The 23,807-nt window shown below is 69.2% G+C and carries 23 protein-coding genes and 1 tRNA gene; 18 read left to right on the top strand and 6 right to left on the bottom strand.

The window, feature by feature from the left end:
- Position 1: 1 nt before the first annotated feature.
- On the top strand, positions 2 to 340 hold the full coding sequence (gene fdx / locus ACPOLB_RS06695) for an ISC system 2Fe-2S type ferredoxin (protein WP_425260525.1): 339 nt from the start codon (positions 2 to 4) through the stop codon (positions 338 to 340).
- Positions 341 to 506: 166 nt separating this feature from the next.
- Here the strand turns inward: fdx and ACPOLB_RS06690 are convergent, their stop codons facing one another.
- The 4 genes from ACPOLB_RS06690 to ACPOLB_RS06675 form a co-directional block, all read right to left on the bottom strand.
- The gene (locus tag ACPOLB_RS06690) at positions 507 to 1,313 is read right to left on the bottom strand and encodes an ABC transporter ATP-binding protein (protein WP_425260524.1); all 807 of its coding nucleotides are present in this window, start codon (positions 1,311 to 1,313) and stop codon (positions 507 to 509) included.
- The gene (gene ntrB / locus ACPOLB_RS06685) at positions 1,300 to 2,205 is read right to left on the bottom strand and encodes a nitrate ABC transporter permease (protein WP_425260523.1); all 906 of its coding nucleotides are present in this window, start codon (positions 2,203 to 2,205) and stop codon (positions 1,300 to 1,302) included. The genes ACPOLB_RS06690 and ntrB overlap by 14 nt, the downstream gene beginning before the upstream one ends.
- 13 nt (positions 2,206 to 2,218) lie before the next feature.
- Positions 2,219 to 3,463 (bottom strand): CmpA/NrtA family ABC transporter substrate-binding protein, encoded by a 1,245-nt coding sequence (locus tag ACPOLB_RS06680; protein ID WP_425260522.1) that lies wholly within the window; start codon positions 3,461 to 3,463, stop codon positions 2,219 to 2,221.
- Between the two features lie 293 nt (positions 3,464 to 3,756).
- The gene (locus ACPOLB_RS06675) at positions 3,757 to 4,389 is read right to left on the bottom strand and encodes an ANTAR domain-containing response regulator (protein ID WP_425260521.1); all 633 of its coding nucleotides are present in this window, start codon (positions 4,387 to 4,389) and stop codon (positions 3,757 to 3,759) included.
- Between the two features lie 41 nt (positions 4,390 to 4,430).
- Here ACPOLB_RS06675 and tsaD point away from each other — a divergent pair, with 41 nt between their 5' ends.
- Entirely contained in the window at positions 4,431 to 5,504 is a 1,074-nt protein-coding gene (gene tsaD, locus ACPOLB_RS06670; RefSeq protein ID WP_425260519.1) for a tRNA (adenosine(37)-N6)-threonylcarbamoyltransferase complex transferase subunit TsaD, read from the top strand.
- On the opposite strand, the gene ACPOLB_RS06665 is transcribed toward tsaD, so the two are convergent.
- Both ACPOLB_RS06665 and ACPOLB_RS06660 read right to left on the bottom strand, forming a co-directional pair.
- Positions 5,468 to 7,270 carry a feruloyl-CoA synthase gene (locus ACPOLB_RS06665; RefSeq protein WP_425260518.1) on the bottom strand — a complete coding sequence of 601 codons (1,803 nt, stop codon included), beginning with the start codon at positions 7,268 to 7,270 and terminating at the stop codon, positions 5,468 to 5,470. The genes tsaD and ACPOLB_RS06665 overlap by 37 nt on opposite strands.
- A gap of 134 nt (positions 7,271 to 7,404) precedes the next feature.
- The gene (locus tag ACPOLB_RS06660; RefSeq protein ID WP_425260517.1) at positions 7,405 to 7,839 is read right to left on the bottom strand and encodes an Hsp20/alpha crystallin family protein; all 435 of its coding nucleotides are present in this window, start codon (positions 7,837 to 7,839) and stop codon (positions 7,405 to 7,407) included.
- Between the two features lie 123 nt (positions 7,840 to 7,962).
- Between ACPOLB_RS06660 and ACPOLB_RS06655 the strand changes: the two genes are divergently transcribed.
- The 16 genes from ACPOLB_RS06655 (at position 7,963) to nuoH (ending at position 23,800) form a co-directional block, all read left to right on the top strand.
- Positions 7,963 to 9,231 (top strand): branched-chain amino acid ABC transporter substrate-binding protein, encoded by a 1,269-nt coding sequence (locus ACPOLB_RS06655; protein ID WP_425260516.1) that lies wholly within the window; start codon positions 7,963 to 7,965, stop codon positions 9,229 to 9,231.
- 17 nt (positions 9,232 to 9,248) lie between these two features.
- On the top strand, positions 9,249 to 10,397 hold the full coding sequence (locus ACPOLB_RS06650; protein WP_425261886.1) for a pyridoxal phosphate-dependent aminotransferase: 1,149 nt from the start codon (positions 9,249 to 9,251) through the stop codon (positions 10,395 to 10,397).
- Positions 10,398 to 10,534: 137 nt separating this feature from the next.
- Entirely contained in the window at positions 10,535 to 10,804 is a 270-nt protein-coding gene (gene rpsO / locus ACPOLB_RS06645) for a 30S ribosomal protein S15 (protein WP_425260515.1), read from the top strand.
- Between the two features lie 137 nt (positions 10,805 to 10,941).
- The gene (pnp, locus tag ACPOLB_RS06640) at positions 10,942 to 13,245 is read left to right on the top strand and encodes a polyribonucleotide nucleotidyltransferase (protein ID WP_425260514.1); all 2,304 of its coding nucleotides are present in this window, start codon (positions 10,942 to 10,944) and stop codon (positions 13,243 to 13,245) included.
- Positions 13,246 to 13,265: 20 nt separating this feature from the next.
- Complete coding sequence (locus ACPOLB_RS06635) at positions 13,266 to 14,252, top strand: NAD(P)H-quinone oxidoreductase (RefSeq protein WP_425261885.1); 987 nt, start codon at positions 13,266 to 13,268, stop codon at positions 14,250 to 14,252.
- Between the two features lie 8 nt (positions 14,253 to 14,260).
- The gene (gene tpiA / locus ACPOLB_RS06630) at positions 14,261 to 14,995 is read left to right on the top strand and encodes a triose-phosphate isomerase (RefSeq protein WP_425260513.1); all 735 of its coding nucleotides are present in this window, start codon (positions 14,261 to 14,263) and stop codon (positions 14,993 to 14,995) included.
- A gap of 27 nt (positions 14,996 to 15,022) precedes the next feature.
- Positions 15,023 to 15,424, top strand: a complete 402-nt coding sequence (secG, locus tag ACPOLB_RS06625) for a preprotein translocase subunit SecG (RefSeq protein ID WP_425260512.1) — start codon at positions 15,023 to 15,025, stop codon at positions 15,422 to 15,424.
- Between the two features lie 107 nt (positions 15,425 to 15,531).
- Positions 15,532 to 15,616 (top strand) — tRNA-Leu (locus ACPOLB_RS06620).
- A gap of 174 nt (positions 15,617 to 15,790) precedes the next feature.
- Complete coding sequence (locus tag ACPOLB_RS06615) at positions 15,791 to 16,150, top strand: NADH-quinone oxidoreductase subunit A (protein WP_425260511.1); 360 nt, start codon at positions 15,791 to 15,793, stop codon at positions 16,148 to 16,150.
- A 7-nt stretch (positions 16,151 to 16,157) separates the two neighbouring features.
- Positions 16,158 to 16,634 (top strand): NuoB/complex I 20 kDa subunit family protein, encoded by a 477-nt coding sequence (locus tag ACPOLB_RS06610; RefSeq protein WP_046113908.1) that lies wholly within the window; start codon positions 16,158 to 16,160, stop codon positions 16,632 to 16,634.
- Positions 16,635 to 16,663: 29 nt separating this feature from the next.
- The gene (locus ACPOLB_RS06605; protein ID WP_425260510.1) at positions 16,664 to 17,263 is read left to right on the top strand and encodes an NADH-quinone oxidoreductase subunit C; all 600 of its coding nucleotides are present in this window, start codon (positions 16,664 to 16,666) and stop codon (positions 17,261 to 17,263) included.
- A gap of 3 nt (positions 17,264 to 17,266) precedes the next feature.
- Positions 17,267 to 18,520 (top strand): NADH-quinone oxidoreductase subunit D, encoded by a 1,254-nt coding sequence (locus ACPOLB_RS06600; RefSeq protein ID WP_425260509.1) that lies wholly within the window; start codon positions 17,267 to 17,269, stop codon positions 18,518 to 18,520.
- 7 nt (positions 18,521 to 18,527) lie between these two features.
- Positions 18,528 to 19,013: an NADH-quinone oxidoreductase subunit NuoE gene (nuoE, locus tag ACPOLB_RS06595; RefSeq protein WP_425260508.1), complete on the top strand. Its 486-nt coding sequence runs from the start codon at positions 18,528 to 18,530 to the stop codon at positions 19,011 to 19,013.
- Positions 19,010 to 20,359 (top strand): NADH-quinone oxidoreductase subunit NuoF, encoded by a 1,350-nt coding sequence (gene nuoF / locus ACPOLB_RS06590; RefSeq protein ID WP_425260507.1) that lies wholly within the window; start codon positions 19,010 to 19,012, stop codon positions 20,357 to 20,359. Before nuoE ends, nuoF begins: the two co-directional genes overlap by 4 nt.
- A 55-nt stretch (positions 20,360 to 20,414) precedes the next feature.
- A complete protein-coding gene (gene nuoG, locus ACPOLB_RS06585) occupies positions 20,415 to 22,736 on the top strand; it encodes an NADH-quinone oxidoreductase subunit NuoG (RefSeq protein ID WP_425260506.1) in 2,322 nt (773 codons plus the stop codon).
- 2 nt (positions 22,737 to 22,738) lie between these two features.
- Positions 22,739 to 23,800 carry an NADH-quinone oxidoreductase subunit NuoH gene (nuoH, locus tag ACPOLB_RS06580; RefSeq protein ID WP_425260505.1) on the top strand — a complete coding sequence of 354 codons (1,062 nt, stop codon included), beginning with the start codon at positions 22,739 to 22,741 and terminating at the stop codon, positions 23,798 to 23,800.
- Positions 23,801 to 23,807: the final 7 nt, after the last annotated feature.

The raw sequence follows: 23,807 nt of genomic DNA, 5'->3' as shown, positions 1-23,807 counted from the left end.
CATGCCCGTCATCCGCATCCTCCCCCACGCCGACTACTGCCCGCAGGGCGACACCATCGAGGCGCCCTCCGGCACCTCGATCTGCGAGGCGCTGCTCGAGAACGGCATCGCCATCGAGCACGCCTGCGAGATGAGCTGCGCCTGCACCACCTGCCACGTCGTGGTGAAGCAGGGCTTCAACTCGCTGGGCGAGATGGACGAGTCGGAAGAAGACCTGCTCGACCGCGCCTGGGGCCTGACGCCGACCTCGCGGCTGAGCTGCCAGGCGATCCTGAGCAACGAGGACGTGACGATCGAGATTCCGAAGTACTCGATCAACCACGCCCGCGAGAACCACTGACCGCCGCGGCCGCACCTGCGCCAAGCCGGTGCGGCCAAAAAAAAGCCTCTCCGCCGAGAAGCGGAGAGGCTGGACGAAAGGGCACGAGGCCCTACTGAGGAGATAGACAGACACCGGAGACGGCGTCGAGTTCCCTCAGCAACGCCCGTGCCAGGGTTTTTTCGGATCAGGCCGTGACCGATTCCACATGGCCCTGCCGTGTGTAGAGGAAATCGAGCACCGCCTTGCGGCAGTGCACGTAGTCGGGGTCCTCGGCCAGCTCCACGCGGTTGCGCGGCCGCGGCAGCGTCACCGGCAGGATCTCGCCGATGGTGGCGGCCGGGCCGTTGGTCATCATGACGATGCGGTCGGACAGCAGCACGGCCTCGTCGACGTCGTGCGTGACCATCACCACCGTGCTGCGGGTGCGGCCCACGATCTTCAGCAACTCGTCCTGCAGGTGGGCCCGGGTCAGCGCATCGAGCGCGCCGAAGGGCTCGTCCATCAGCAGCACCTTGGGCTCCATCGCCAGCGCGCGGGCGATGCCCACGCGCTGCTTCATGCCGCCCGAGATCTCGTGCGGGCGCTTGGTCGCTGCATGCGCCATGCCCACCAGTTCCAGCGCGGCCTGCGTGCGCGCCTTGAGCTGCGCCTTGCTTTCCTTGGCGCCGAAGACACGCTCGACAGCCAGGTGCACGTTGTCGGCGCAGCTCAGCCAGGGCAGCAGCGAGTGGTTCTGGAACACCACCGCGCGCTCGGGCCCGGGGGCCGCGATCTCGCGGTTGTCGCACAGCAGCACGCCGCTGGTGGGCTTGAGCAGCCCCGCGATCAGGTTCAGCAGCGTGCTCTTGCCGCAGCCCGAGTGGCCGATCAGCGTGATGAACTCCCCCTGCGCCACCGCCAGGTCGATCTCGCGCAGCGCGTGGAAGCGGCCCTTCTTCGTCTCGAACACCATCTCGGCGCTCTCGACCTTGATGAACTCAGTGCTCGTCATAGCTGAACCTCCTGGCAATGCCCACCAGCAGCTGCTCGAGCACCAGGCCCACGATGCCGATGACGAAGATGGCGATGATGATGTGCTGGACGTTGAGGTTGTTCCACTCGTCCCAGACCCAGAAGCCGATGCCGACGCCGCCGGTCAGCATCTCGGCGGCCACGATGACCAGCCAGGCCGTGCCCACCGACAGCCGCACGCCGGTCAGCATGTACGGCAGCACGGCGGGGAACAGGATGCGCGTCATCACGCGCCACTCGCTGAGGTTCAGCACGCGGGCCACGTTCAGGTAGTCCTGCGGCACGCGCTGCACCCCCACCGCGGTGTTGATGATCATCGGCCAGATGCTGCAGATGAAGATGGTCCAGATCGCCGCCGGGTTGGCGCTCTTGAACACCAGCAGGCCGATCGGCAGCCAGGCCAGCGGCGACACCGGCCGCAGCAGGCTGATCAGCGGGTTCAGCATGCGGTTCAGGAAGGTGAAGCGGCCGATCATGAAACCCGCCGGAATGCCCACCGCCGCCGCCAGACCGAAGCCCACCGCCACCCGTTCCAGCGAGAAGAGGATGTTCCAGCCGATGCCCTGGTCGTTCGGCCCGTTGCTGTAGAACGGGTCGGCGAACAGCTTCAGCGCTGCATCGAATGTGGCCGCCGGCGTCGGGAAGCTGGTGCTGTTCTGCGTCAGCAGCCCCCAGATGCCCACCAGCAGGCCGATGCCGAACACCGGTGGCAGCACGGCCAGCCACAGCGCGCGCCAGTCGAAGGGCGCTCGCCGCGGCGGGGGCGCGGGGGGCACGGCCGCCGCGCGTTCGGGCGCGGCGGCAGCGGCGGGCGAGGCTGCCGCCGCAGGCGCCACGGCCTCGGCCGGGCTGTGGAAGACAGCAGAGACCATGGTGTCGCCTCCTTCAGGCCGCCGTGGCGGCCTTGATCTTGAAGCCGTCGGCGTACTTCGCCGGGTCCTTGCCGTCCCAGACCACGCCGTCCATCAGCTTGCTGCTGCGCAGGTCGCTCTTGGGCAGGCTGATCTTCATCGCGCTGGCCACCTCCTTGTAGAGCGCGGTCTGGTTGATCTCCTGCGCCACCTTCAGGTAGTTCGGGTGGTCCTTCAGCAGGCCCCAGCGCTTGTGCTGGGTCAGGAACCACATGCCGTCGCTGAGGTACGGGTAGTTCACCGCGCCGTCGTTGAAGAACTTCATGTGGTTGCTGTCGTCCCAGGTCTTGCCCATGCCGTTCTGGTAGCGGCCCAGGATGCGCTGGTTGATGGCGTCGACGCCAGTGTTGATGTAGGCCTTCTGCGCCACGGTCTCGGCCATCTTCATCTTGTTGGCCAGGCCGGCGTCGATCCACTTGCTGGCTTCCAGAACGGCCATCATCACGGCGCGTGCGGTGTTGGGGTGCTTCTTGACGAAGTCGCCGGTGGTGCCCAGCACCTTCTCGGGGTGGTCCTTCCAGATGTCCTGCGTGGTGTTGGCCGTGACCCCGATGCCGTCCATGATGGCGCGGTGGTTCCAGGGCTCGCCGACGCAGAAGCCGTCCATGTTGCCGACGCGCATGTTGGCCACCATCTGCGGCGGTGGCACCGTGATCAGCTTGGCCCCCGACAAGGGGTTGATGCCCGCGGCCGCCAGCCAGTAGTGCATCCACATCGCGTGCGTGCCGGTGGGGAAGGTGCCGGCGAAGGTGTAGTCGCGCTTCTCGCGCGCCATGACCTGGGCCAGCGACGGGCCGTCGACGGCGCCCTTGTCGGCCAGCGTCTTCGACAGCGTGATGGCCTGGCCGTTGTTGTTCAGCGCCATCAGCACCGCCATGTCCTTCTTCGGCCCGCCCACGCCCAGGTGCACGCCGTAGATCAGGCCGTACAGCACGTGCGCCATGTCGAGCTCGCCGTTGACGAGCTTGTCGCGCACGCCGGCCCAGCTGGCTTCCTTGGTGGGGATGATCTTGACGCCGTACTTCTTGTCGAAGCCCAGCACGCTGGCCATCACGACGCTGGCGCAGTCGGTCAGCGGGATGAAGCCGATGCGCACTTCCTCCTTCTCGGGCTTGTCGCTGCCCGCGGCATACACCGCGCTCTGCAGCCCGGGCAGCATGCCGGCGGCGCCGGTGGCCGAGACCGCGGCGGCGGCTTTCACGAGCGTGCGGCGTCCCATGTCGATGTGTCCTGCGTTCTGTGAAGTCATGGCATGTGCAAGTTGAGGGCCAACAAAACGAAAAGGCGTCCACACGTCGGCGAGCGCTGCTGCTCGCGTGGTGAGGACGCCTTTGTCCCATCGGCACGCCGCAAACACTGCGGGCCGCCGATGCCGGCGAAAGATCGACACTGATCTCTCGCCCCGGCTGCTTGCAATCGCTGTGCCAGCGTTTTCGAGACCGCAGCCTGCGGGTTTGCACCAGGGGGCGGCGGCGGTGCGCGCCACTGGTGCACGCCGGGGCGCCGCGTGGATCAGCCCAGCAGGTCGGCCGCGTCGACGATGCGCTGCGCGATCTCGGTCATCTTCAGGCCCTTGTCCATGGCTGCCTTGCGCAGGCGCTTGTAGGCCTCGGGCTCGGTGATGCCGTGGCGCTGCATCAGCAGGCCCTTGGCGCGGTCGAGCAGCTTGCGCTCGGCCAGCTGCGTGCGCGCCTCGGCCAGTTCGCGGCGCAGCGTCTCCTCGTGCTCGAAGCGCGCGAGCGCCACTTCCAGCACCGGCTTCACGCGGTCGGGCGCGAGCCCGGCGACGACGTAGGCGGTGACACCCGCGGCGATCGCGGCGCGCACGTGGCTGGTGTCGTTGTCCTCGGTGAACATCACGATCGGCCGCCGCGCGTCGCGCGTGGCCATCACCACGTGTTCCAGCGTGTCGCGCGCCTGGCTCTCGGCGTCGACGATGATCATGTCGGGCTGGATCTGCGCCAGCCGGTCGGGCAGGAAGGCATCCACCGGCAGCACGGCGACGACGTTGTAGCCCGCCTCCAGCAGCCCGATGCGCAGGCTGCGCGAGCGTTCGGCCTCGCGCGCCGCGGCGTCGTCGTCGGGCGCCGGCAGCAGGGTGTCCGGGGCGACGATGACGATGCGGGTGGCTTCCGAGGACGACATGCACGGCTTCCTGCAAGTTCCGCGCCGCTACACTGCCGCGCATGAACGTGCTCGGCATCGAATCCTCGTGCGACGAAACCGGTGTCGCGCTGGTGCAGACGCGTGCCGACGGCCCGCCTCGGCTGCTGGGCGAAGCCCTGCACAGCCAGGCCGAGATGCACCAGGCCTACGGCGGTGTCGTGCCCGAACTGGCCTCGCGCGACCACATCCGCCGCGTGCTGCCGCTGGCGCGCCAGGTGCTGTCCCAATCGGGGCTGGCGCTGGCCGACGTGGACCTGGTGGCGTACACGCGCGGCCCCGGTCTGGCCGGGGCGCTGCTGGTGGGGGCCGGTGTCGCGGTGGCGCTGGGTGCGGCGCTCGGCCGGCCGACGATGGGCGTGCACCATCTGGAAGGCCACCTGCTGTCGCCTTTCCTGGCCGGCGAGACGCCGCAGTTCCCGTTCGTGGCGCTGCTGGTCTCGGGCGGGCACACGCAGCTGATGCGGGTGGACGCGGTGGGCGACTACACGCTGCTGGGCGAGACCATCGACGACGCGGCCGGCGAGGCTTTCGACAAGAGCGCCAAGCTGCTGGGCCTGGGCTATCCGGGCGGGCCGGCGCTGGCGCGCATGGCGGCCTTCGGTGACGACAAGGCGTTCGCGCTGCCGCGCCCGCTGCTGCACAGCGGCGACCTCGACTTCTCGTTCGCCGGCCTGAAGACGGCGGTGATGACGCAGGCGAAGAAGCTCGGTCCCAACGTGTGCGAGCAGTCGCGCGCCGACCTCGCGGCCTCGACGCAGGCCGCCATCGTCGACGTGCTGGTGGCCAAGTCGCTGCGGGCGCTGAAGGACACCGGCATCCGCCGCCTCGTGGTGGCCGGCGGCGTCGGCGCCAACCTGCGGCTGCGCGAGCAACTGGACGCCGGCGCCGCGAAGCTGCGCGCCACCGTGCACTACCCGCCGCTGGCGCTGTGCACCGACAACGGCGCGATGATCGCGCTGGCCGCCGCGCTGCGGCTCGAACGCGGGCTGGCGCACACCCGCGACGACGGCGGCTTCGACGTGCGGCCGCGCTGGCCGCTGGAGGAACTGTCCTCCGGTCAGGCCGCCAGCACGGTGCCCGCGGCGTTGTCGTAGAGCGCCTCGACCTCGGCGGCGCGCCGCGCCAGCACGGCGCGCTGGTTCAGGTACCCCTTGTCGGTGATCTCGCCGGCATCGGCGTTCGGCGGCTCGGCCAGCACGCGCACGCGGGTCACGCGGCCCGAGGAACCGGCGGCGCCGGCGTTGAGCCGCTGCAGCCCGGCCTGCAGGGCCGCCTGCAGCACGGGGGGCTCCAGCGCCGCGGCCTGCGCACTGGGAAACAGCAGCGCACCGGCCTCGGCGCGGTCGTGGCCGGTGATCACCGCGTCCTGCACCAGCGGGGCCAGTGCCGACACCAGCTTCACGCGCAGCGTGCCCACCGAGACCCAGGTGCCGGTGCCGAGCTTGAAGTCCTCGGCCACGCGGCCGTCGAACAGCACGCCGGCCTCGGGCCGCGCGGGGTCGGCCAGGCGGCCGGCGTCGCCGATGCGGTAGAAGCCCGCGTCGTCGAACGCGGCCTGCGTCAGTTCGGGCGCGTTGCGGTAGCCGGGGAAGACCGAGACGCCGCGCACGCGCAGTTCGAGCTTCTCGCCGTTGGGCACGAACTTCAGCTCCATGCCCGGCAGCGGCAGGCCGATGTTGCCGGCGCCGTCGAGCTTCCAGTGCGCGCTGGTGACGGCGGGTGATGTCTCGGTGGCGCCCCACGAGGTCGTCAGCCACAACGGCTCGGCGCGCACCCGCGCGGCCAGCGCCTGCAGCCGCTGCCAGCTGGCGTTGGTGAGCGCCGCGCCGGCGTAGAACACCATCTGCAGCCGCGCCAGCGCCTGGCGCGCGGTGTCGGGGTCGGCTTCCAGCAGCGGCAGCAGCATGTCGATGCCGCGCGGCACATTGAAGTACAGCGTCGGCTGCACCGCGCGCAGGTTGGCCAGCGTGCGTTCGACCAGGCCCGGCGCCGGCCGGCCGTCGTCGATGTACAGCGTGCCGCCGTGGCGCAGCACCAGGTGCAGGTTGTGGTTGGCGCCGAAGGTGTGGCTCCACGGCAGCCAGTCCAGCAGCACGGGCCTGGTGTCGGCCAGGAAGCGCCAGGTCTGCGCCATCATCTGCTGGTTGGCGCACACCATGCGGTGCGTGTTGATGACCACCTTGGGGTGTCCGGTGGAGCCCGAGGTCAGCAGGTACTTGGCGTGGTCGTCGGGCGCAATGGCTTCGAAGGCCTGCCTCACGGCGGGCGACTCCACCGCCCGCGTCAGCGCGCCGAAGGGCAGTGCGCCGGGCACGGTGTCGTGGCCGCTGCCCAGCACCACCGGGCCATGGAAGCCGCAGGCCTGGATGGCGGAGCCATACACCGCAGCGTCGCTCGCGTACAGCAGCCCCGGCTGCAGCGCCTGCACGATGGCGCGGATCTTCGTGTGGTCGCGCGTCAGCCTGCAGTAGGCGCTGGAGACGGTGCACACGGGCTGTCCGATGTGCAGCCCGGCCAGCAGCAGCAGCGCGTGGTCGACCGCGTTGTCGGACAGCACGACCACCGGCGCGCCGGCGGGCAGTTGCAGGTCCAGCAGCGCCTGCGCGATGGCGCCGACCTGCTGCCGCGCCTGCGCCCAGGTCAGGCGGCGCCAGCCGTCGCCGCCGGCCGCCGCGTCGCGTTCGGCCAGCGCGACCGCGTCGGGCGTTGCACGGGCCCAATGCTCGAGCCACTCGCCCACGCAGCGCGCGTAGTCGCCCAGCGGCTCGGGGCTGCGCAGCACGAAGCTGCCGTCCGGGCCGTCGACGCGCAGGCAGCGCGGCTCGGCCAGCGCTCCCGGCGTCTCGAATACGGCGGCCATCGCGTCTCCAGACAGTTGTGTATGGAGCGGAGCGTAGGCCAGCCGGCACGAACCTTCATCGGGGTTTGTGCCAGGGAACCATGCATTGCTGTATGGAAGGGGCGCCGCTTGGTGGCGGTGCCCCGGGGTGCGCCTCAGCTGACCGTGATCTGCGATGCGGTGCGCGCGCCGCGCTTGGGCAGGGCGAGCGTGAGCACGCCGTTGTCGAGCTTCGCGCTGGACTCGGCCTGGTCCACTTCCAGCGGCAGCGTGAAGGTGCGGGCGAAGCTGGCCGCCGAGCGCTCGCGGTACACGACGCGGTCGCCGTCCTTCTTGTCTTCGCTGCGCCGGGCCTGGGCCTGCACGGTGATGCGGCGGCCGTCGATGCTGACCTGCACGTCTTCCTTGGCCACGCCCGGCAGGTCGAGGTGCACGGTGTAGCCGCGGTCGCTCTCGGTCACGTCCAGCGCCGGGCTGCGCGTGCTGTCGTTGCCGTTGGACGCGCTGAAGAAGCGGTCGAAGCTGTCGTCGAACAGGCGGTCGAAGTTGCGGGCGAGTTCCGAGGTACGGGTGAGGGGAACGAGAAACATGCTGCCTCCTACAATCTGCGGTTGCCGGCGCTGACGACCCAACTGCTGCAGCGCCATGCCCTCCCAACTGGCAGCGGTCGGCCGACTTTTCAAGAGCCTCTTGTTGTGACGGATCAAGCTTTCATGCGGCGCCGCGCGCTGCTGGCCCTTCCCTTGGTTGCTGCGCTGCCGGGCGTGCAGGCGCAGACCCGCGCACCGGTCCGGCTGGCGCTGGTCGAAGGCCTGTCGGGCTCGTTCGCCAATGCCGGCGAGGCCGTGTTCCGCAACCTGCTCTGGGCCGTCGAGCGCGTGAACGCGCGCGGCGGCGTGAAGCTGCCCGGCGGTGCGCGCCCGCTGGAACTGGTGCGCTTCGACAGCAAGGGCAACACCGAGGAGGCGCTGGGCCTGCTGCGCTCGGCGGTGGAGCAGGGCATCGGGTTCGTGTTCCAGGGCAACAGCTCGGCCACGGCCGCGGCCATCGTCGATGCGCTGGACAAGCACAACACCCGCGAGCCCGGCAAGCGCGCGCTGTTCCTGAACTATTCCGCCGTCGACCCGGTGCTCACCAACGAGCGCTGCAGCTTCTGGCACTTCCGCTTCGACGCCCACGCCGACATGCGGCTGGCGGCGCTGACCGACGTGCTGCGCGACGACCGCGCGGTGAAGAAGCTCTACCTGATCGGCCAGGACTACAGCTTCGGCCAGCACGTGAACCGCAAGGCGCGCGAGATGCTGGCGGCCAAGCGGCCGGACCTGGAGATCGTCGGCGACGAACTGCACCCGATGGGCCGCGTGAAGGACTTCATTCCCTACGCCGCCAAGATCAAGGCCTCGGGCGCGCAGGCGGTGCTGACCGGCAACTGGGGCAACGACCTCACGCTGCTCGTGCGCGCCCTGCGCGAGGTGGGTTCCGACGCCCGGCTGTACACCTTCTACGGCAACGCGCTCGGCGCGCCGGCAGCCATCGGCGAAGCCGGCATCGGCGCGGTGCTGGCGGTGGCCGAGTGGCACCCGAACCTGGGCGGCAAGGCATCCGACGACTTCTATGCCGCCTTCCGCCGGCGCTTCTCGGAGCCCAAGGACGACTACGTGCACGCGCGCATGCAGGTGATGGTGGAGATGCTGGCCGCGGCCATCGAACGTGCCGGCAGCACCGAGGCCGCCGCGGTGGCCCGGGCGCTGGAAGGCGCGCGTTACGACGGCGCCACGCTCGGCGGCCTGCACCAGGCCACGATGCGCGCCGACGACCACCAGTTGCAGCAGCCGCTGGTCGTGAGCGTGATGGACCGCGCTGGCGCGCCGGGCGTGCCCTTCGACATCGAAGGCTCGGGCTTCGGTTTCCGCACGCTGCGCCGGCTCGACGCGCCGGCCGTGGCACAGGCCCACCAATGCCGCATGGTGCGGCCGGACTGATCATGACAACCACCTCCATGCGCCCCGCCATCGACGCGCTGCCGGGCTCCAGGATCCGCGAAGTCGCCAACGCCGGCCTCGGCCGCAGCGACGTGCTGCCGTTCTGGTTCGGCGAAAGCGACGAGGTCACGCCGCAGGCCATCCGCGACGCCGCGGTGGCCTCGCTGGCGGCCGGCGAGACCTTCTATTCGCACAACCTCGGTCTGCCTGCGCTGCGCAAGGCGATCGCCGCCTACGCCAGCGCGCTGCACGGGCCGGTCGCGGCCGAGCGCATCGCCGTGACGTCGTCGGGCGTGACGGCGCTGATGGTCGCCGCGCAACTGCTGCTGGCTGCCGGCGACGAGGTGGTGGCGGTGGTGCCGGTGTGGCCGAACCTGACGGCGCAGCCGGCCATCCTGGGCGCAAGGGTCACGCGCGTGCCGCTGCGCCCGGTGGGCGGCGCCTGGACGCTGGATCTGGACGCACTGCTGGCGCGCGTGACGCCGCAGACCCGCGTGCTGCTGGTGAACGCGCCGAACAACCCCACCGGGTGGACGCTGACCCGCGCCGAGCAGCAGGCCATGCTGGCGCACTGCCGCCGCACCGGCACCTGGATCGTCAGCGACGAGGTCTACGAGCGCGTGTACTTCGGCGACGGCCCCGCCGCGCCCAGCTTCCTGGACATCGCGGCGCCCGACGACCGCTTGGTGGTGACGCAGAGCTTCAGCAAGAGTTTCCTGATGACGGGCTGGCGCCTGGGCTGGCTGGTGCTGCCGCAGGGCTGCGAAGCCGCCATCGGCAAGCTGCTCGAGTTCAACAGCTCCTGCGCGCCCGTGTTCGTGCAGCGCGCGGCGCTGGCCGGGCTGGCGATGGCCGATGCCTTCGTCCCCGAGCTGGTGGGCCGCCTGCGGGTCTGCCGCGACCGCCTGGTGGCGGGGCTGCAGGCACTGCCCGGCGTGACCGTGGCCACGCCCCCGGGCGGCATGTACGCCTTCTTCCGGGTGGAGGGTCGCGACGACTCGCTGGCCTTCGCGAAGCAACTCGTCGCGCAGCACGGCCTGGGGCTCGCGCCGGGCGTCGCCTTCGGCGACGAAGGCGAAGGGTGGCTGCGCTGGTGCTTCGCGTCGCGCGACCCGGCGCGGCTGGATCTGGGGCTGCAGCGGCTGGCCGAGGCAATCCGGCTATAATCCGCTGTTCCCTTCATCGGGGATCAAGCACGGCACCGGTCGGTTTCACTGGTGTTCCGCAAGTCGACAACCGGAAACCGACCACTGCCTGGCAGAGCGCCCGGCATGGCGGTTTCCAAGGCAACAAAGGAAATCCCATGTCCCTGGCAGTCGCCAAGAAGGCCGAGATCGTCGCCGCCAACGCCCGTGGCGCAGCCGACACCGGCTCCCCCGAAGTGCAGGTCGCGCTGCTCACCGCGCGCATCAACGAACTGACCCCGCACTTCAAGCAGCACCTGAAGGACCACCACGGTCGCCGCGGCCTGCTGAAGATGGTCAATGCGCGCAAGCGCCTGCTGTCCTACCTGAAGGACAAGGACGCCGAGCGCTACACCGCGCTGATCACCAAGCTGGGTCTGCGCAAGTAAGGACACGAGCCGGGGGTCGCCGCGTGGCGGTCCCCACCATTGAACGGGCCGCATTTGCTGTGTCATTCCAACGGCACCCCTGACGGGTTTCACTGGAATGGCATGACGCTGCCCACCACCGAAGAAGGAAGCAACGCATGAGCATGTTCAATAAGGTCACCAAGACCTTCCAATGGGGCCAGCACCAAGTCACGCTGGAAACCGGCGAGATCGCACGCCAGTCCAGCGGCGCCGTGATGGTGACGATGGAAGACACCGTGGTGCTCGCCACCGTCGTCGCGAAGACCGAGGCCAAGGCCGGCCAGGACTTCTTCCCGCTGACCGTCGACTACATCGAGAAGACCTACGCCGCCGGCAAGATCCCCGGCAGCTTCTTCAAGCGCGAAGGCCGCCCGAGCGAGCTCGAGACCCTGACCAGCCGCCTGATCGACCGTCCGATCCGCCCGCTGTTCCCCGAAGGCTTCTACAACGAGGTCCAGGTCGTCATCCACGTGCTGAGCCTGAACCCCGAGGTGCAGGCCGACATCGCCGCCATGATCGGCACCAGCGCCGCGCTGGCCATCAGCGGCATCCCGTTCAACGGCCCGATCGGCGCCGCGCGCGTGGGCTACATCAACGGCGCCTACGTGCTGAACCCGGGCCAGAGCGAGCTCGCCAACAGCCAGATGGAACTGGTCGTGGCCGGCACCGAGGCTGCCGTGCTGATGGTCGAGTCCGAGGCGCAGCAGCTGTCGGAAGAGATCATGCTCGGCGCCGTGGTCTTCGGCCACGAGCAGGGCAAGGTGGCGATCGCCGCCATCAACGACCTGGTGCGCGACGCCGGCAAGCCCGAGTGGCAGTGGCAGGCCCCCGCCAAGAACGAGCCGTTCATCGCCAAGGTCACCGAACTCGCCGAAGGCCCACTGCGCGCGGCCTACCAGATCCGCAGCAAGCAGGCCCGCACGCAGGCCTGCCGCGACGTCACGAGCAACGTCTTCGCCGCGCTGAAGGCCGAAGGCGTCGAGTTCGACAAGGTCGAGGTCGAGTCGCTGCTGTTCGAGATCGAGGCCCGCATCGTGCGCGGCCAGATCCTGGCCGGCGAGCCGCGCATCGACGGCCGCGACACCCGCACCGTGCGCGCGATCGAGATCCGCTCGGGCGTGCTGCCGCGCACCCACGGCTCGTCGCTGTTCACGCGTGGCGAGACGCAGGCCCTGGTGGCCGCGACGCTGGGCACCGAGCGCGACGCACAGCGCATCGACGCGCTGGCCGGCGAGTTCGAGGACCGCTTCATGCTGCACTACAACATGCCTCCGTTCGCCACCGGCGAGACGGGCCGCGTGGGCAGCCCGAAGCGCCGCGAGATCGGCCACGGCCGCCTCGCCAAGCGCGCGCTGGTGCCGGTGCTGCCGAGCAAGGACGAGTTCCCGTACACGATGCGCGTGGTCAGCGAGATCACCGAGTCGAACGGCTCGTCGTCGATGGCCTCGGTGTGCGGCGGCTGCCTCAGCCTGCTCGACGCCGGCGTGCCGCTGAAGGCGCACGTGGCCGGCATCGCGATGGGCCTGATCAAGGACGGCAACCGTTTCGCGGTGCTGACCGACATCCTGGGCGACGAGGACCATCTCGGCGACATGGACTTCAAGGTGGCCGGCACGAACGCCGGCATCACGGCCCTGCAGATGGACATCAAGATCCAGGGCATCACCAAGGAGATCATGGAAGTCGCCCTGGCGCAGGCCAAGGAAGCGCGCCTGCACATCCTGGGCAAGATGGTCGAGGCCGTGGGCGGCGCGAAGACCGAGGTGAGCCAGTTCGCCCCGCGCCTGTACACGATGAAGATCAACCCGGAGAAGATCCGCGACATCATCGGCAAGGGCGGCGCCACGATCCGCGCGCTGACCGAAGAGACCGGCTGCACCATCGACATCGGCGAAGACGGCACCATCACCATTGCCAGCACCGACGCCGACCGCGCCGAGTTCGCCAAGCGCCGCATCACCGAGATCACGGCCGAGGCCGAGATCGGCAAGGTCTACGAAGGCCCGATCACCAAGATCCTGGACTTCGGCGCGCTGGTCAACATCCTGCCGGGCAAGGACGGCCTGCTGCACATCAGCCAGATCGCCCACGAGCGCGTGGAGAAGGTCACCGACTTCCTGACCGAAGGCCAGGTGGTCAAGGTCAAGGTGCTGGAGACCGACGAGAAGGGCCGCATCAAGCTCAGCATGAAGGCGCTGCTGGAGCGTCCGGAAGGCATGGAAGAGCAGCGTTTCGAGCGCAGCGACCGGGGCGACCGCCCGCCGCGCCGCGACCGCGACGACCGCCCGCGCCGCGAGCGCAGCGACCGTGACGACCGTCCGCGCCGCGACGCCGCCCCCGCCGACGGCGTGGTGGCTGCCGAAGCCGCGCCGGCCCCGGCGCCCGAGCAGGGCGGCGACGCCCCCAAGCAAGGCGAATGACGCAGCCGACGCCGTCGACGATGCGCGCGATCGAGATCACCACGCCCGGCGGGCCCGAGGTGCTGCAGCCGTGCGAGCGGCCGGCACCGCAGCCCCGGGCGGGTGAACTGCTGATCGCCGTGCAGGCGTCGGGCGTGAACCGCCCCGACGTGCTGCAGCGCAAGGGCCTGTACCCGATGCCGCCCGGTGTCTCCGACCTGCCCGGTCTGGAGATCGCCGGCACGGTGGCCGCGGGTGCGCCCGAGGACCTGGCGGCTGCCGGCGTTGCCATCGGCGACGCCGTCTGCGCGCTGGTGGCGGGCGGCGGCTACGCCGAGCTCTGCGTCGCCCCTGCCGGCCAGGTGTTGCCGGTGCCGACGGGCCTGACGCCGCTGGAAGCGGCCAGCCTGCCGGAGACGTTCTTCACGGTGTGGCAGAACGTCTTCCACATTGCGGGCCTGCAGCGTGGCGAGACGCTGCTGGTGCAGGGCGGCTCCAGCGGCATCGGTGTCACCGCCATCCAGCTGGCCAAGGCCTGGGACTGTCAGGTCATCGTCACCGCCGGCAGCGACGAGAAGTGCGCGGCCTGCGTGGCGCTCGGTGCCGACCACGGCATCAACTACAAGACACAGGACTTCGTCGCCGAGACGAAGCGCCTGACCGGCGGCCGCGGTGCCGACGTCGTGCTCGACATGGTGGCCGGCGACTACGTCGGCCGCGAGGTGGAGTGCATGGCCGAGGACGGCCGCATCGCCATCATCGCGGTGCAGGGCGGCACGAAGAGCGGCTTCGATGCCGGCCTCGTGCTGCGCAAGCGCCTGGCCATCACCGGCTCGGTGCTGCGCCCGCGCACCGTGGCCTACAAGACCCTGCTCGCGCAGGCGCTGCGCGCGCAGGTCTGGCCGCTGATCGAATCCGGCCGCGTGCGGCCCGTGATCCACCAGGTGTTCCCTGCGGCCCAGGCGGCCCAGGCGCATGCCCTGATGGAGAGCAGCACGCACGTGGGCAAGATCGTCCTGACCTGGTGAACACGACCATGCGACGCAAACTCGTTGTCGGCAACTGGAAGATGCACGGCTCGCGCCCGGCGAACGCCGAGCTGCTGTCGGCGTTGATGGCCGCGCGGCCCTTCGCGCTGGATGTGGCCGTGTGCGTGCCGGCCATCTACATCCACGAAACCGCGGCCACGCTGGCCGGCAGCGACCTGCGCTGGGGTGCGCAGGACGTGTCGCAGCACGCGCAGGGCGCCTACACCGGCGAGATCTCCGCGGCCATGCTGGCCGAGGCCGGCTGCCGCTACGCCATCGTCGGTCACTCCGAGCGGCGCGCGTACCACGGCGAGACCGACCAGGTCGTCGCCGACAAGGCGCAGGCCGCGCTGGCCAAGGGCGTGACGCCCATCGTCTGCGTGGGCGAGACGCTCGCGCAACGCGATGCCGGCGAGACCGAGGCGGTGGTGAAGCGCCAGCTCTCCGTGGTGATCCACCAGCTGGCCCATTGCGCGAGCGAGATCGTGGTCGCCTACGAGCCGGTGTGGGCCATCGGCACCGGCCGCACCGCGACGCCCGAGCAGGCGCAGGCCGTGCATGCGGTGCTGCGCGCGCAGCTGCAGGCCGCCACAGGCCACGGCGAGCGCATGAAGATCCTCTACGGCGGCAGCGTCAAGGCCGACAACGCCGCCACGCTGTTCGTACAACCCGACATCGACGGCGGGCTGATCGGTGGCGCCTCGCTGAAGGCGGCCGATTTCATTGCCATCTGCCGCGCCTGAAGCATCCGTCTCGAAAGAACTCGAATCATGCAAATTTGGACGACCCTGATCCTGGCCCTGCAGCTGCTGTCGGCGCTGACGATGATCGGCCTGGTGCTGATCCAGCACGGCAAGGGCGCCGACATGGGCGCTTCGTTCGGCGGCGGCTCGTCGGGCAGCCTGTTCGGTGCCACCGGCAGCGCCAACTTCCTGTCGCGCGCCACGGCGGCGTGTGCCACCGTGTTCTTCCTGTCCACGCTGACGCTGGCCTTCCTGTCCAACAGCGTGGGTCCCGGCACCGAAGGCGGCAGCGTGCTCGAACGCGCCGCGCCGGCGGCCGCCACGCCCAGCGCGCCGGCCACCGGCAGCATCCCCGGCGCCGTTGCGCCCGTCGTGCCCGCGCCCCCCGCGGCAGCCTCGGTGCCCGCTGCAGCAGCTTCTGCAAACTGACGTCGAGAAGCTCGGGAAAGCCCTTGTTTTCGGGCTAGAATCTTGAGCTGTCCGGGGTGCTGCAGCCTCTACGCAAACCGGACTGCTGCGCTGAAGTTGAACGTCAAGCCGACGTGGTGAAATTGGTAGACACGCTATCTTGAGGGGGTAGTGGCGAAAGCTGTGCGAGTTCGAGTCTCGCCGTCGGCACCAACAAGAACAGACGGGTTGCGACAGGGCAGGTTCAGTGCCCGCGCAACATCCACCGGAACCCAACCACGGTGGCACACGACAAGCGCGCCCCCGGTGCAGTGACAGCTGTGCCAGGCGCGCTTTTTCATGGCCACGCACGACCTGACTGAACACTGACACGGAACACGACAAGCAATGGACCTGCAACCCTACCTGCCCGTGATCCTGTTCATCCTGGTCGGCATCGGCGTCGGCGTCGCGCCCCAGGTGTTGGGCTTCCTGTTCGGGCCCAACCGTCCCGACGTCGAGAAGAACAGTCCCTACGAATGCGGCTTCGAAGCCTTCGAAGACGCGCGCATGAAGTTCGACGTGCGCTACTACCTGGTGGCCATCCTCTTCATCCTGTTCGACCTGGAGATCGCGTTCCTCTTCCCGTGGGCGGTGGCGCTGCGCGACATCGGGGCGTCAGGCTTCTGGGCCATGATGCTGTTCTTGGCCATCCTGGTGGTCGGGTTCGTCTACGAATGGAAAAAGGGCGCTCTCGACTGGGAGTGAACAAGCAATGGGCATCGAAGGCGTTCTGAAGGAAGGCTTTGTCACCACCTCGGTCGACAAGCTGATCAACTGGTCCAAGACCGGCTCGCTCTGGCCCATGACCTTCGGGCTGGCCTGCTGCGCCGTGGAGATGATGCACGCGGGCGCCGCGCGCTACGACATCGACCGTTTCGGCATGCTGTTCCGGCCCAGCCCGCGGCAGAGCGACCTGATGATCGTCGCCGGCACGCTGTGCAACAAGATGGCGCCGGCGCTGCGCAAGGTCTACGACCAGATGGCCGAACCGCGCTGGGTGCTGAGCATGGGCTCGTGCGCCAACGGCGGCGGCTACTACCACTACAGCTACTCGGTGGTGCGCGGCTGCGACCGCATCGTGCCGGTGGACGTCTACGTGCCGGGCTGCCCGCCCACCGCCGAGGCGCTGCTGTACGGCATCCTGCAGCTGCAGGCCAAGATCCGGCGCGAGAACACCATCGCGCGCTGAGCGCCCGAGTCGACGCAACTCCTCCCAAGATGACGCAAAAGCTCGACACCCTGCAAGCGGCGCTGGAAGCGGCGCTGGGCGCCCAGATCCAGGCCCTCGTGCGTGCGCGCGGCGAGATCACCATCACGGTGTCCGCCGCCGACTACCTGGCCGCTGCGAAGACCCTGCGCGACGCGCCGGCGCTGAAGTTCGAGCAGCTGATGGACCTCTGCGGCCTGGACTTCTCGGACTACAAGAACGAGCCCTGGGACGGCCTGCGCTACGCGGTCGTCTCGCACCTGCTGTCGGTCACGCACAACTGGCGCGTGCGCCTGAAGGTGTTCTGCCCCGACGACGAACTGCCCGCGGTGGCCTCCGTCACCGAACTGTGGGCCTCGGCGAACTGGTTCGAGCGCGAAGCCTTCGACCTCTACGGCATCCTGTTCGAAGGCCACCTCGACCTGCGCCGCATCCTCACCGACTACGGCTTCATCGGCCACCCGATGCGCAAGGACTTCCCCGTCAGCGGCAACGTCGAGATGCGCTACGACGCCGAGAAGAAGCGCGTCATCTACCAGCCGGTGAGCATCGAGCCGCGCGAGAACACGCCTCGCGTGGTCCGCGAAGACAACTACGGCGGACTCCACTGAGCCATGGCCGACATCAAGAACTACACCCTGAACTTCGGGCCGCAGCACCCGGCGGCACACGGCGTGCTGCGCCTGGTGCTCGAACTCGACGGCGAGGTCATCCAGCGTGCCGACCCGCACATCGGGCTGCTGCACCGCGCCACCGAGAAGCTGGCCGAGAGCAAGACATTCATCCAGAGCCTGCCCTACATGGACCGGCTGGACTACGTCTCGATGATGTGCAACGAGCACGCGTACTGCCTGGCCATCGAGAAGCTGGCCGGCGTGCAGGTGCCCAAGCGCGCGCAGTACATCCGCGTGATGTTCAGCGAGATCACCCGGCTGCTGAACCACCTGATGTGGCTGGGTGCGCACGGCCTGGACTGCGGTGCGATGAACATCTTCATCTACTGCTTCCGCGAGCGCGAAGACCTGTTCGACATGTACGAGGCGGTCTCGGGCGCGCGCATGCACGCCGCCTACTTCCGCCCGGGTGGTGTCTACCGCGACCTGCCCGACAGCATGCCGCAGTACAAGGTCAGCCGCATCAAGAACGAGAAGGCGATCCAGGCGCTGAACGAGAACCGGCAGGGCAGCCTGCTCGACTTCATCGACGATTTCTGCCGCCGCTTCCCGGCGCTGGTCGACGAGTACGAGACGCTGCTCACCGACAACCGCATCTGGAAGCAGCGCACCGTGGGCATCGGCATCGTCAGCCCCGAGCGCGCGCTGAACCTGGGCTTCAGCGGCCCCATGCTGCGCGGCTCGGGCATCGCCTGGGACCTGCGCAAGACGCAGCCCTACGACGTCTACGGCGAGCTCGACTTCGACGTGCCGGTGGGCGTGAATGGCGACACCTACGACCGCTACCTGGTGCGCATCGAAGAGATGCGCCAGAGCAACCGCCTGATCCAGCAGTGCGCGGCCTGGCTGCGGGCCAACCCCGGCCCCGTGATCACCGACAACCACAAGGTGGCGCCGCCGTCGCGCGTGGACATGAAGTCCAACATGGAGGAGCTGATCCACCACTTCAAGCTCTTCACCGAAGGCATGCACGTGCCCGAGGGCGAGGCCTACGCGGCGGTCGAGCACCCGAAGGGCGAGTTCGGCATCTACCTGGTGAGCGACGGCGCGAACAAGCCTTACCGGCTGAAGATCCGCCCGCCCGGCTTTGCCCATCTGGCGGCGCTGGACGAGATGGCGCGCGGCCACATGATCGCCGACGCGGTGGCCATCATCGGCACGATGGACATCGTGTTCGGCGAGATCGACAGGTGAGCGAGCGATGACCTTCAGCGAACAGACCCTGGCCCGCTTCGCGCGCGAAGTGGCCAAGTACCCGGCCGACCAGAAGCAGTCGGCCGTGATGGCCTGCCTGGCCATCGTGCAGCACGAACAGGGCCACGTCTCGTCCGAGGCCGAGACCGCCATCGCCGCCTACCTGGGCATGGCGCCGATCGCGGTGCACGAGGTCACGACCTTCTACAACATGTACAACCAGCAGCCGCTGGGCAAGTACAAGCTCAACGTCTGCACCAACCTGCCTTGCCAGCTGCGCGACGGCGAGAAGGCGCTGCAGCACGTCTGCAGCAGGCTCGGCGTCGAGCCCTACGGCACCACCGCCGACGGCCTGTTCACCGTGCAGCCCAGCGAATGCCTGGGCGCCTGCGCCGACGCGCCGGTACTGCTGGTCAACGACCGCCAGATGCTCAGCTTCATGGACAACGCGCGCCTGGACGAGCTGATCGCAACGCTCAAGGCGCAGGGATGAACATGCTCGACCTGTCGAAGTTCCAGGCCCGCGGGCTGGAGACCTGCTTCCACGACCGCCACATCGGCGCGCAGATCTATGCCGGCCTGAACGGCAGCAACTGGCGCCTGGCGGACTACGTGGCCCGCGGTGGCTACAGCGCGCTGAAGAAGATCCTGGGTGCCGACGGCGGCCCGGGCATGACGCCCGACCAGGTGATCGCCGAGGTCAAGCTCGGCGGCCTGCGCGGCCGTGGCGGCGCAGGCTTCCCCACCGGGCTGAAGTGGAGCTTCATGCCGCGCCAGTTCCCGGGTCCGAAGTACCTGGTCTGCAACAGCGACGAAGGCGAGCCCGGCACCTGCAAGGACCGCGACATCCTCGCCTACAACCCGCACATCGTGATCGAGGGCATGGCCATCGCCGCCTACGCGATGGGCATCCGCACCGGCTACAACTACATCCACGGCGAGATCTTCGAGGTCTACCAGCGCTTCGAGGACGCGCTCGACGAGGCACGTGCAGCCGGTTTCCTCGGCGACAACATCCTCGGCAGCACGCACAGCTTCCAGCTGCACGCCTTCCACGGCTTCGGCGCCTACATCTGCGGCGAAGAAACCGCGCTGCTCGAGTCGCTCGAAGGCAAGAAGGGCCAGCCGCGCTTCAAGCCGCCGTTCCCGGCCAGCTTCGGCCTGTACGGCAAGCCGACCACGATCAACAACACCGAGACCTTCGCCGCGGTGCCGTGGATCATCAACAACGGCGGCCAGGCCTACCTGGAGTGCGGCAAGCCGAACAACGGCGGCACCAAGATCTTCTCGGTGGTCGGCGACGTCAACCGCCCCGGCAACTTCGAGGTGCCGCTGGGCACGCCGTTCAGCCAGCTGCTCGAACTGGCCGGCGGCGTGCGTTCGGGGCGCCAGCTGAAGGCGGTGATCCCCGGCGGCTCGTCGGCGCCGGTGCTGCCGGCGAAGATCATGCTGGACACGACGATGGACTACGACGCCATCGCCAAGGCCGGCTCGATGCTGGGCTCGGGTGCCGTGATCGTGATGGACGACAGCCGCTGCATGGTCAAGAGCCTGCTGCGCCTGAGCTACTTCTACCAGCACGAGAGCTGCGGCCAGTGCACGCCCTGCCGCGAGGGCACGGGCTGGCTGTGGCGCATGGTCGACCGCATCGAACACGGCAAGGGCCGCCCCGACGACCTGGACCTGCTGGACAACGTGGCCGACAACATCAAGGGCCGCACCATCTGCGCTCTAGGCGACGCCGCCGCGATGCCGGTGCAGGGCATGCTGAAGCACTTCCGCGACGAGTTCGCGTACCACGTCGACCACAAGACCTGCATGGTCCCGCAGTATGTCTGACCACCCCCGAAGCGCCTGCGCCGCCGGGTTGGCACGGCCTCACGCATGAACTGACATGATCGAACTGCAAATCGACGGCAAGACCGTCAGCGTGCCCGAGGGCAGCGTGGTGATGCACGCGGCCGACGCCGCCGGCACCTACGTGCCGCACTTCTGCTACCACAAGAAGCTCAGCATCGCGGCCAACTGCCGCATGTGCCTGGTCGACATCGAGAAGGCCCCCAAGCCCATGCCGGCCTGCGCGACTCCGGTGACGCAGGGCATGGTCGTGCGCACGAAGAGCGACAAGGCCCTGCGCGCGCAGCAGTCGGTGATGGAGTTCCTGCTCATCAACCACCCGCTGGACTGCCCCATCTGCGACCAGGGCGGCGAATGCCAGCTGCAGGACCTGGCCGTGGGCTACGGCAAGAGCGCCAGCCGCTACCAGGAAGAAAAGCGCGTCGTCTTCCACAAGGACGTGGGGCCGCTCATCAGCATGGAAGAGATGAGCCGCTGCATCCACTGCACCCGCTGCGTGCGCTTCGGCCAGGAAGTGTCCGGCGTGATGGAGCTGGGCATGATCCACCGCGGCGAGCACAGCGAGATCACGACGATGGTGGGCAGCACCATCGACAGCGAGCTCTCGGGCAACATGATCGACATCTGCCCGGTCGGCGCGCTCACGAGCAAGCCCTTCCGCTACAGCGCACGCACCTGGGAACTCTCGCGCCGCAAGTCCGTGTCCCCGCACGACAGCACCGGCGCCAACCTGATCGTGCAGGTCAAGAGCGGCAAGGTCATGCGCGTGGTGCCGCTCGAAAACGACGACGTCAACGAGTGCTGGATCGCCGACCGCGACCGCTTCAGCTACGAAGCCGTCAACAGCGACGCGCGCCTGACCCGGCCGATGATCAAGCAGGGCGGCCAGTGGCAGCCCGTGGACTGGACCACCGCGCTCGGCTACGTGGCCGACGGCCTGAAGCGCGTGAAGGCCGAGTTCGGCGCCGCCGGCATCGGCGCGCTGGGCAGCGCCCACAGCACCGTCGAGGAACTGCACCTGCTGGCCAAGCTGGTGCGCGGCCTGGGCAGCGAGAACATCGACCACCGCGTGCGCCATGCCGACTTCGGCAACACGGCCGCGGCCGGCAAGGCGCGTTGGCTGGGCACGTCGGTGGCGTCGCTGTCGACCCTGCAGGCCGCGCTGGTCGTGGGTTCGTTCCTGCGCAAGGACCATCCGCTGTTCGCGCAGCGCCTGCGCCAGGCGGTCCGCCGCGGCGCGCAGGTCTTCAGCCTGCAGGCCGCGCACGACGACTGGCTGCTGCCGCTGGCCGGCACGCTGACCGCCGCGCCGGCGGCCTGGGCGCAGCAGCTGGCCGATGTGGCCGTCGCCGTGGCGGCGGCCAAGGGCATCGACGCCCCCGCTGCCGGCCAGGCGAGCGCTGCGGCCCAGGCCGTCGCCGCCGCGCTGCTGTCCGGCGAACGCAAGGCCGTGCTGCTCGGCAACGCCGCCGCGCAGCACCCGCAGGCGGGCACGCTGCTCGCCCTGGCGCAGTGGATCGGCACGCACACCGGCGCCAGCGTCGGCTACCTCGGCGAAGCCGCCAACAGCGTCGGCGCGCAGCTCGTGGGCGCGCTGCCCGGTGCCGGTGGCCTGAACGCCGGGCAGATGCTCGGCCAGCCGATGAAGGCGCTGCTGCTGCTGAACCTGGAACCGGTGCTCGACAGTGCCGACGCCGCCGCGGCCAAGGCCGCGCTGGCCGGCTCGGGGCTGGTGGTCGCGCTCACGGCGTTCAAGGACGCGCTCGTCGACAACGCCGACGTGCTGCTGCCCATCGCGCCGTTCACCGAGACCGCGGGCACCTTCGTCAATGCCGAGGGCCGTGCGCAGAGCTTCCACGGCGTGGTCAAGCCGCTGGGCGACACGCGCCCGGCCTGGAAGGTACTGCGCGTGCTGGGCAATCTGCTGGGCCTGCCGGGCTTCGAGCAGGAGACTTCCGACGAGGTCCGTGCCGAGGCGCTGGGCGACCTGTCGACGCTGCCGGCACGCCTGGACAACTCCACGTCCGCGACCCCGCAGCCCGCCGCGGCGGCGACCGGCCTGCAGCGCGTGGCCGACGTGCCGATCTACTGCACCGACATGCTGGTGCGCCGCGCCACGGCGCTGCAGCTCACGGCCGACGCGCGTGCGCCGGAAGCCGGCATCCCGAGCGCCCTGTGGCAGGCACTGGGCCTGCAGCCGGGCGGCCGCGTGCTGGTGTCGCAGGGGCAGGGCGCGGTGATCCTGCCGGCCCGCGAAGACAGCAGCCTGGCCGACGGCGTCGTGCGCGTCGCGGCGGGCCACCCGGCCACCGTGGCCCTGGGCGCGATGTTCGGCGCCATCACGGTGGAGAAGGCCTGACCATGTTCGACACCCTGCATCAATTCGGCAACGCCGCGCTCGGCCCCACGCTCTGGCTGGTGCTGTGGAGCCTGGTGAAGATCGTGGCGCTGGTGCTGCCGCTGATGGGCTGCGTGGCCTACCTCACGCTGTGGGAACGCAAGGGCATCGGCTTCACGCAGATCCGCCTGGGCCCGAACCGCGTCGGCCCTGCCGGCCTGCTGCAGCCGATCGCCGACGCCGTGAAGCTGATCTTCAAGGAGATCATCCGACCGACCGCCGCGAACAAGGGGCTGTTCTTCCTCGGCCCGGTGATGACCATCATGCCGGCGCTGGCCGCCTGGGCCGTGGTGCCCTTCGGCCCCGAGGTCGTGCTGGCCAACGTCAACGCCGGCCTGCTGTTCCTGATGGCCATCACCTCGCTCGAGGTCTACGGCGTCATCATCGCCGGCTGGGCCAGCAACTCGAAGTACGCCTTCCTCGGCGCGCTGCGTGCCTCGGCCCAGATGGTCAGCTACGAGATCGCGATGGGCTTCTGCCTGGTCGTCGTGCTGATGGTCGCCGGCACGATGAACATGACCGAGATCGTGCTCGAGCAGGGCCAGGGCATCTTCGCCAGCATGGGCGCGGGGGTGCTGTCGTGGAACTGGCTGCCGCTGTTCCCGATCTTCATCGTCTACTTCATCGCCGGGCTGGCCGAAACCAACCGTCACCCGTTCGACGTGGTGGAAGGCGAGTCGGAGATCGTCGCCGGCCACATGATCGAGTACTCGGGCATGTCGTTCGCGATGTTCTTCCTGGCCGAGTACGCGAACATGATCCTGGTCAGCACGCTGTGCGTGCTGCTGTTCCTGGGCGGCTGGCTGCCCCCGTTCGACTTCCTCGCCTTCATCCCGGGCTGGATCTGGCTGGCGATCAAGGTCTTCGTGGTCGTCACGATGTTCCTGTGGGTGCGCGCCACGTTCCCGCGCTTCCGCTACGACCAGATCATGCGTCTGGGCTGGAAGATCTTCATTCCCATCACGCTGGTCTGGCTCGTCGTCGTGGGCCTGTGGATCCAGTCGCCGTTCAACATCTGGAAGTGAGGCCGGG

It is taken from the genome of Rubrivivax soli (assembly GCF_049810355.1).
Taxonomy (GTDB): Bacteria; Pseudomonadota; Gammaproteobacteria; order Burkholderiales; family Burkholderiaceae_C; genus Rubrivivax.
This window is presented reverse-complemented; position numbering and strand designations above follow the sequence as displayed.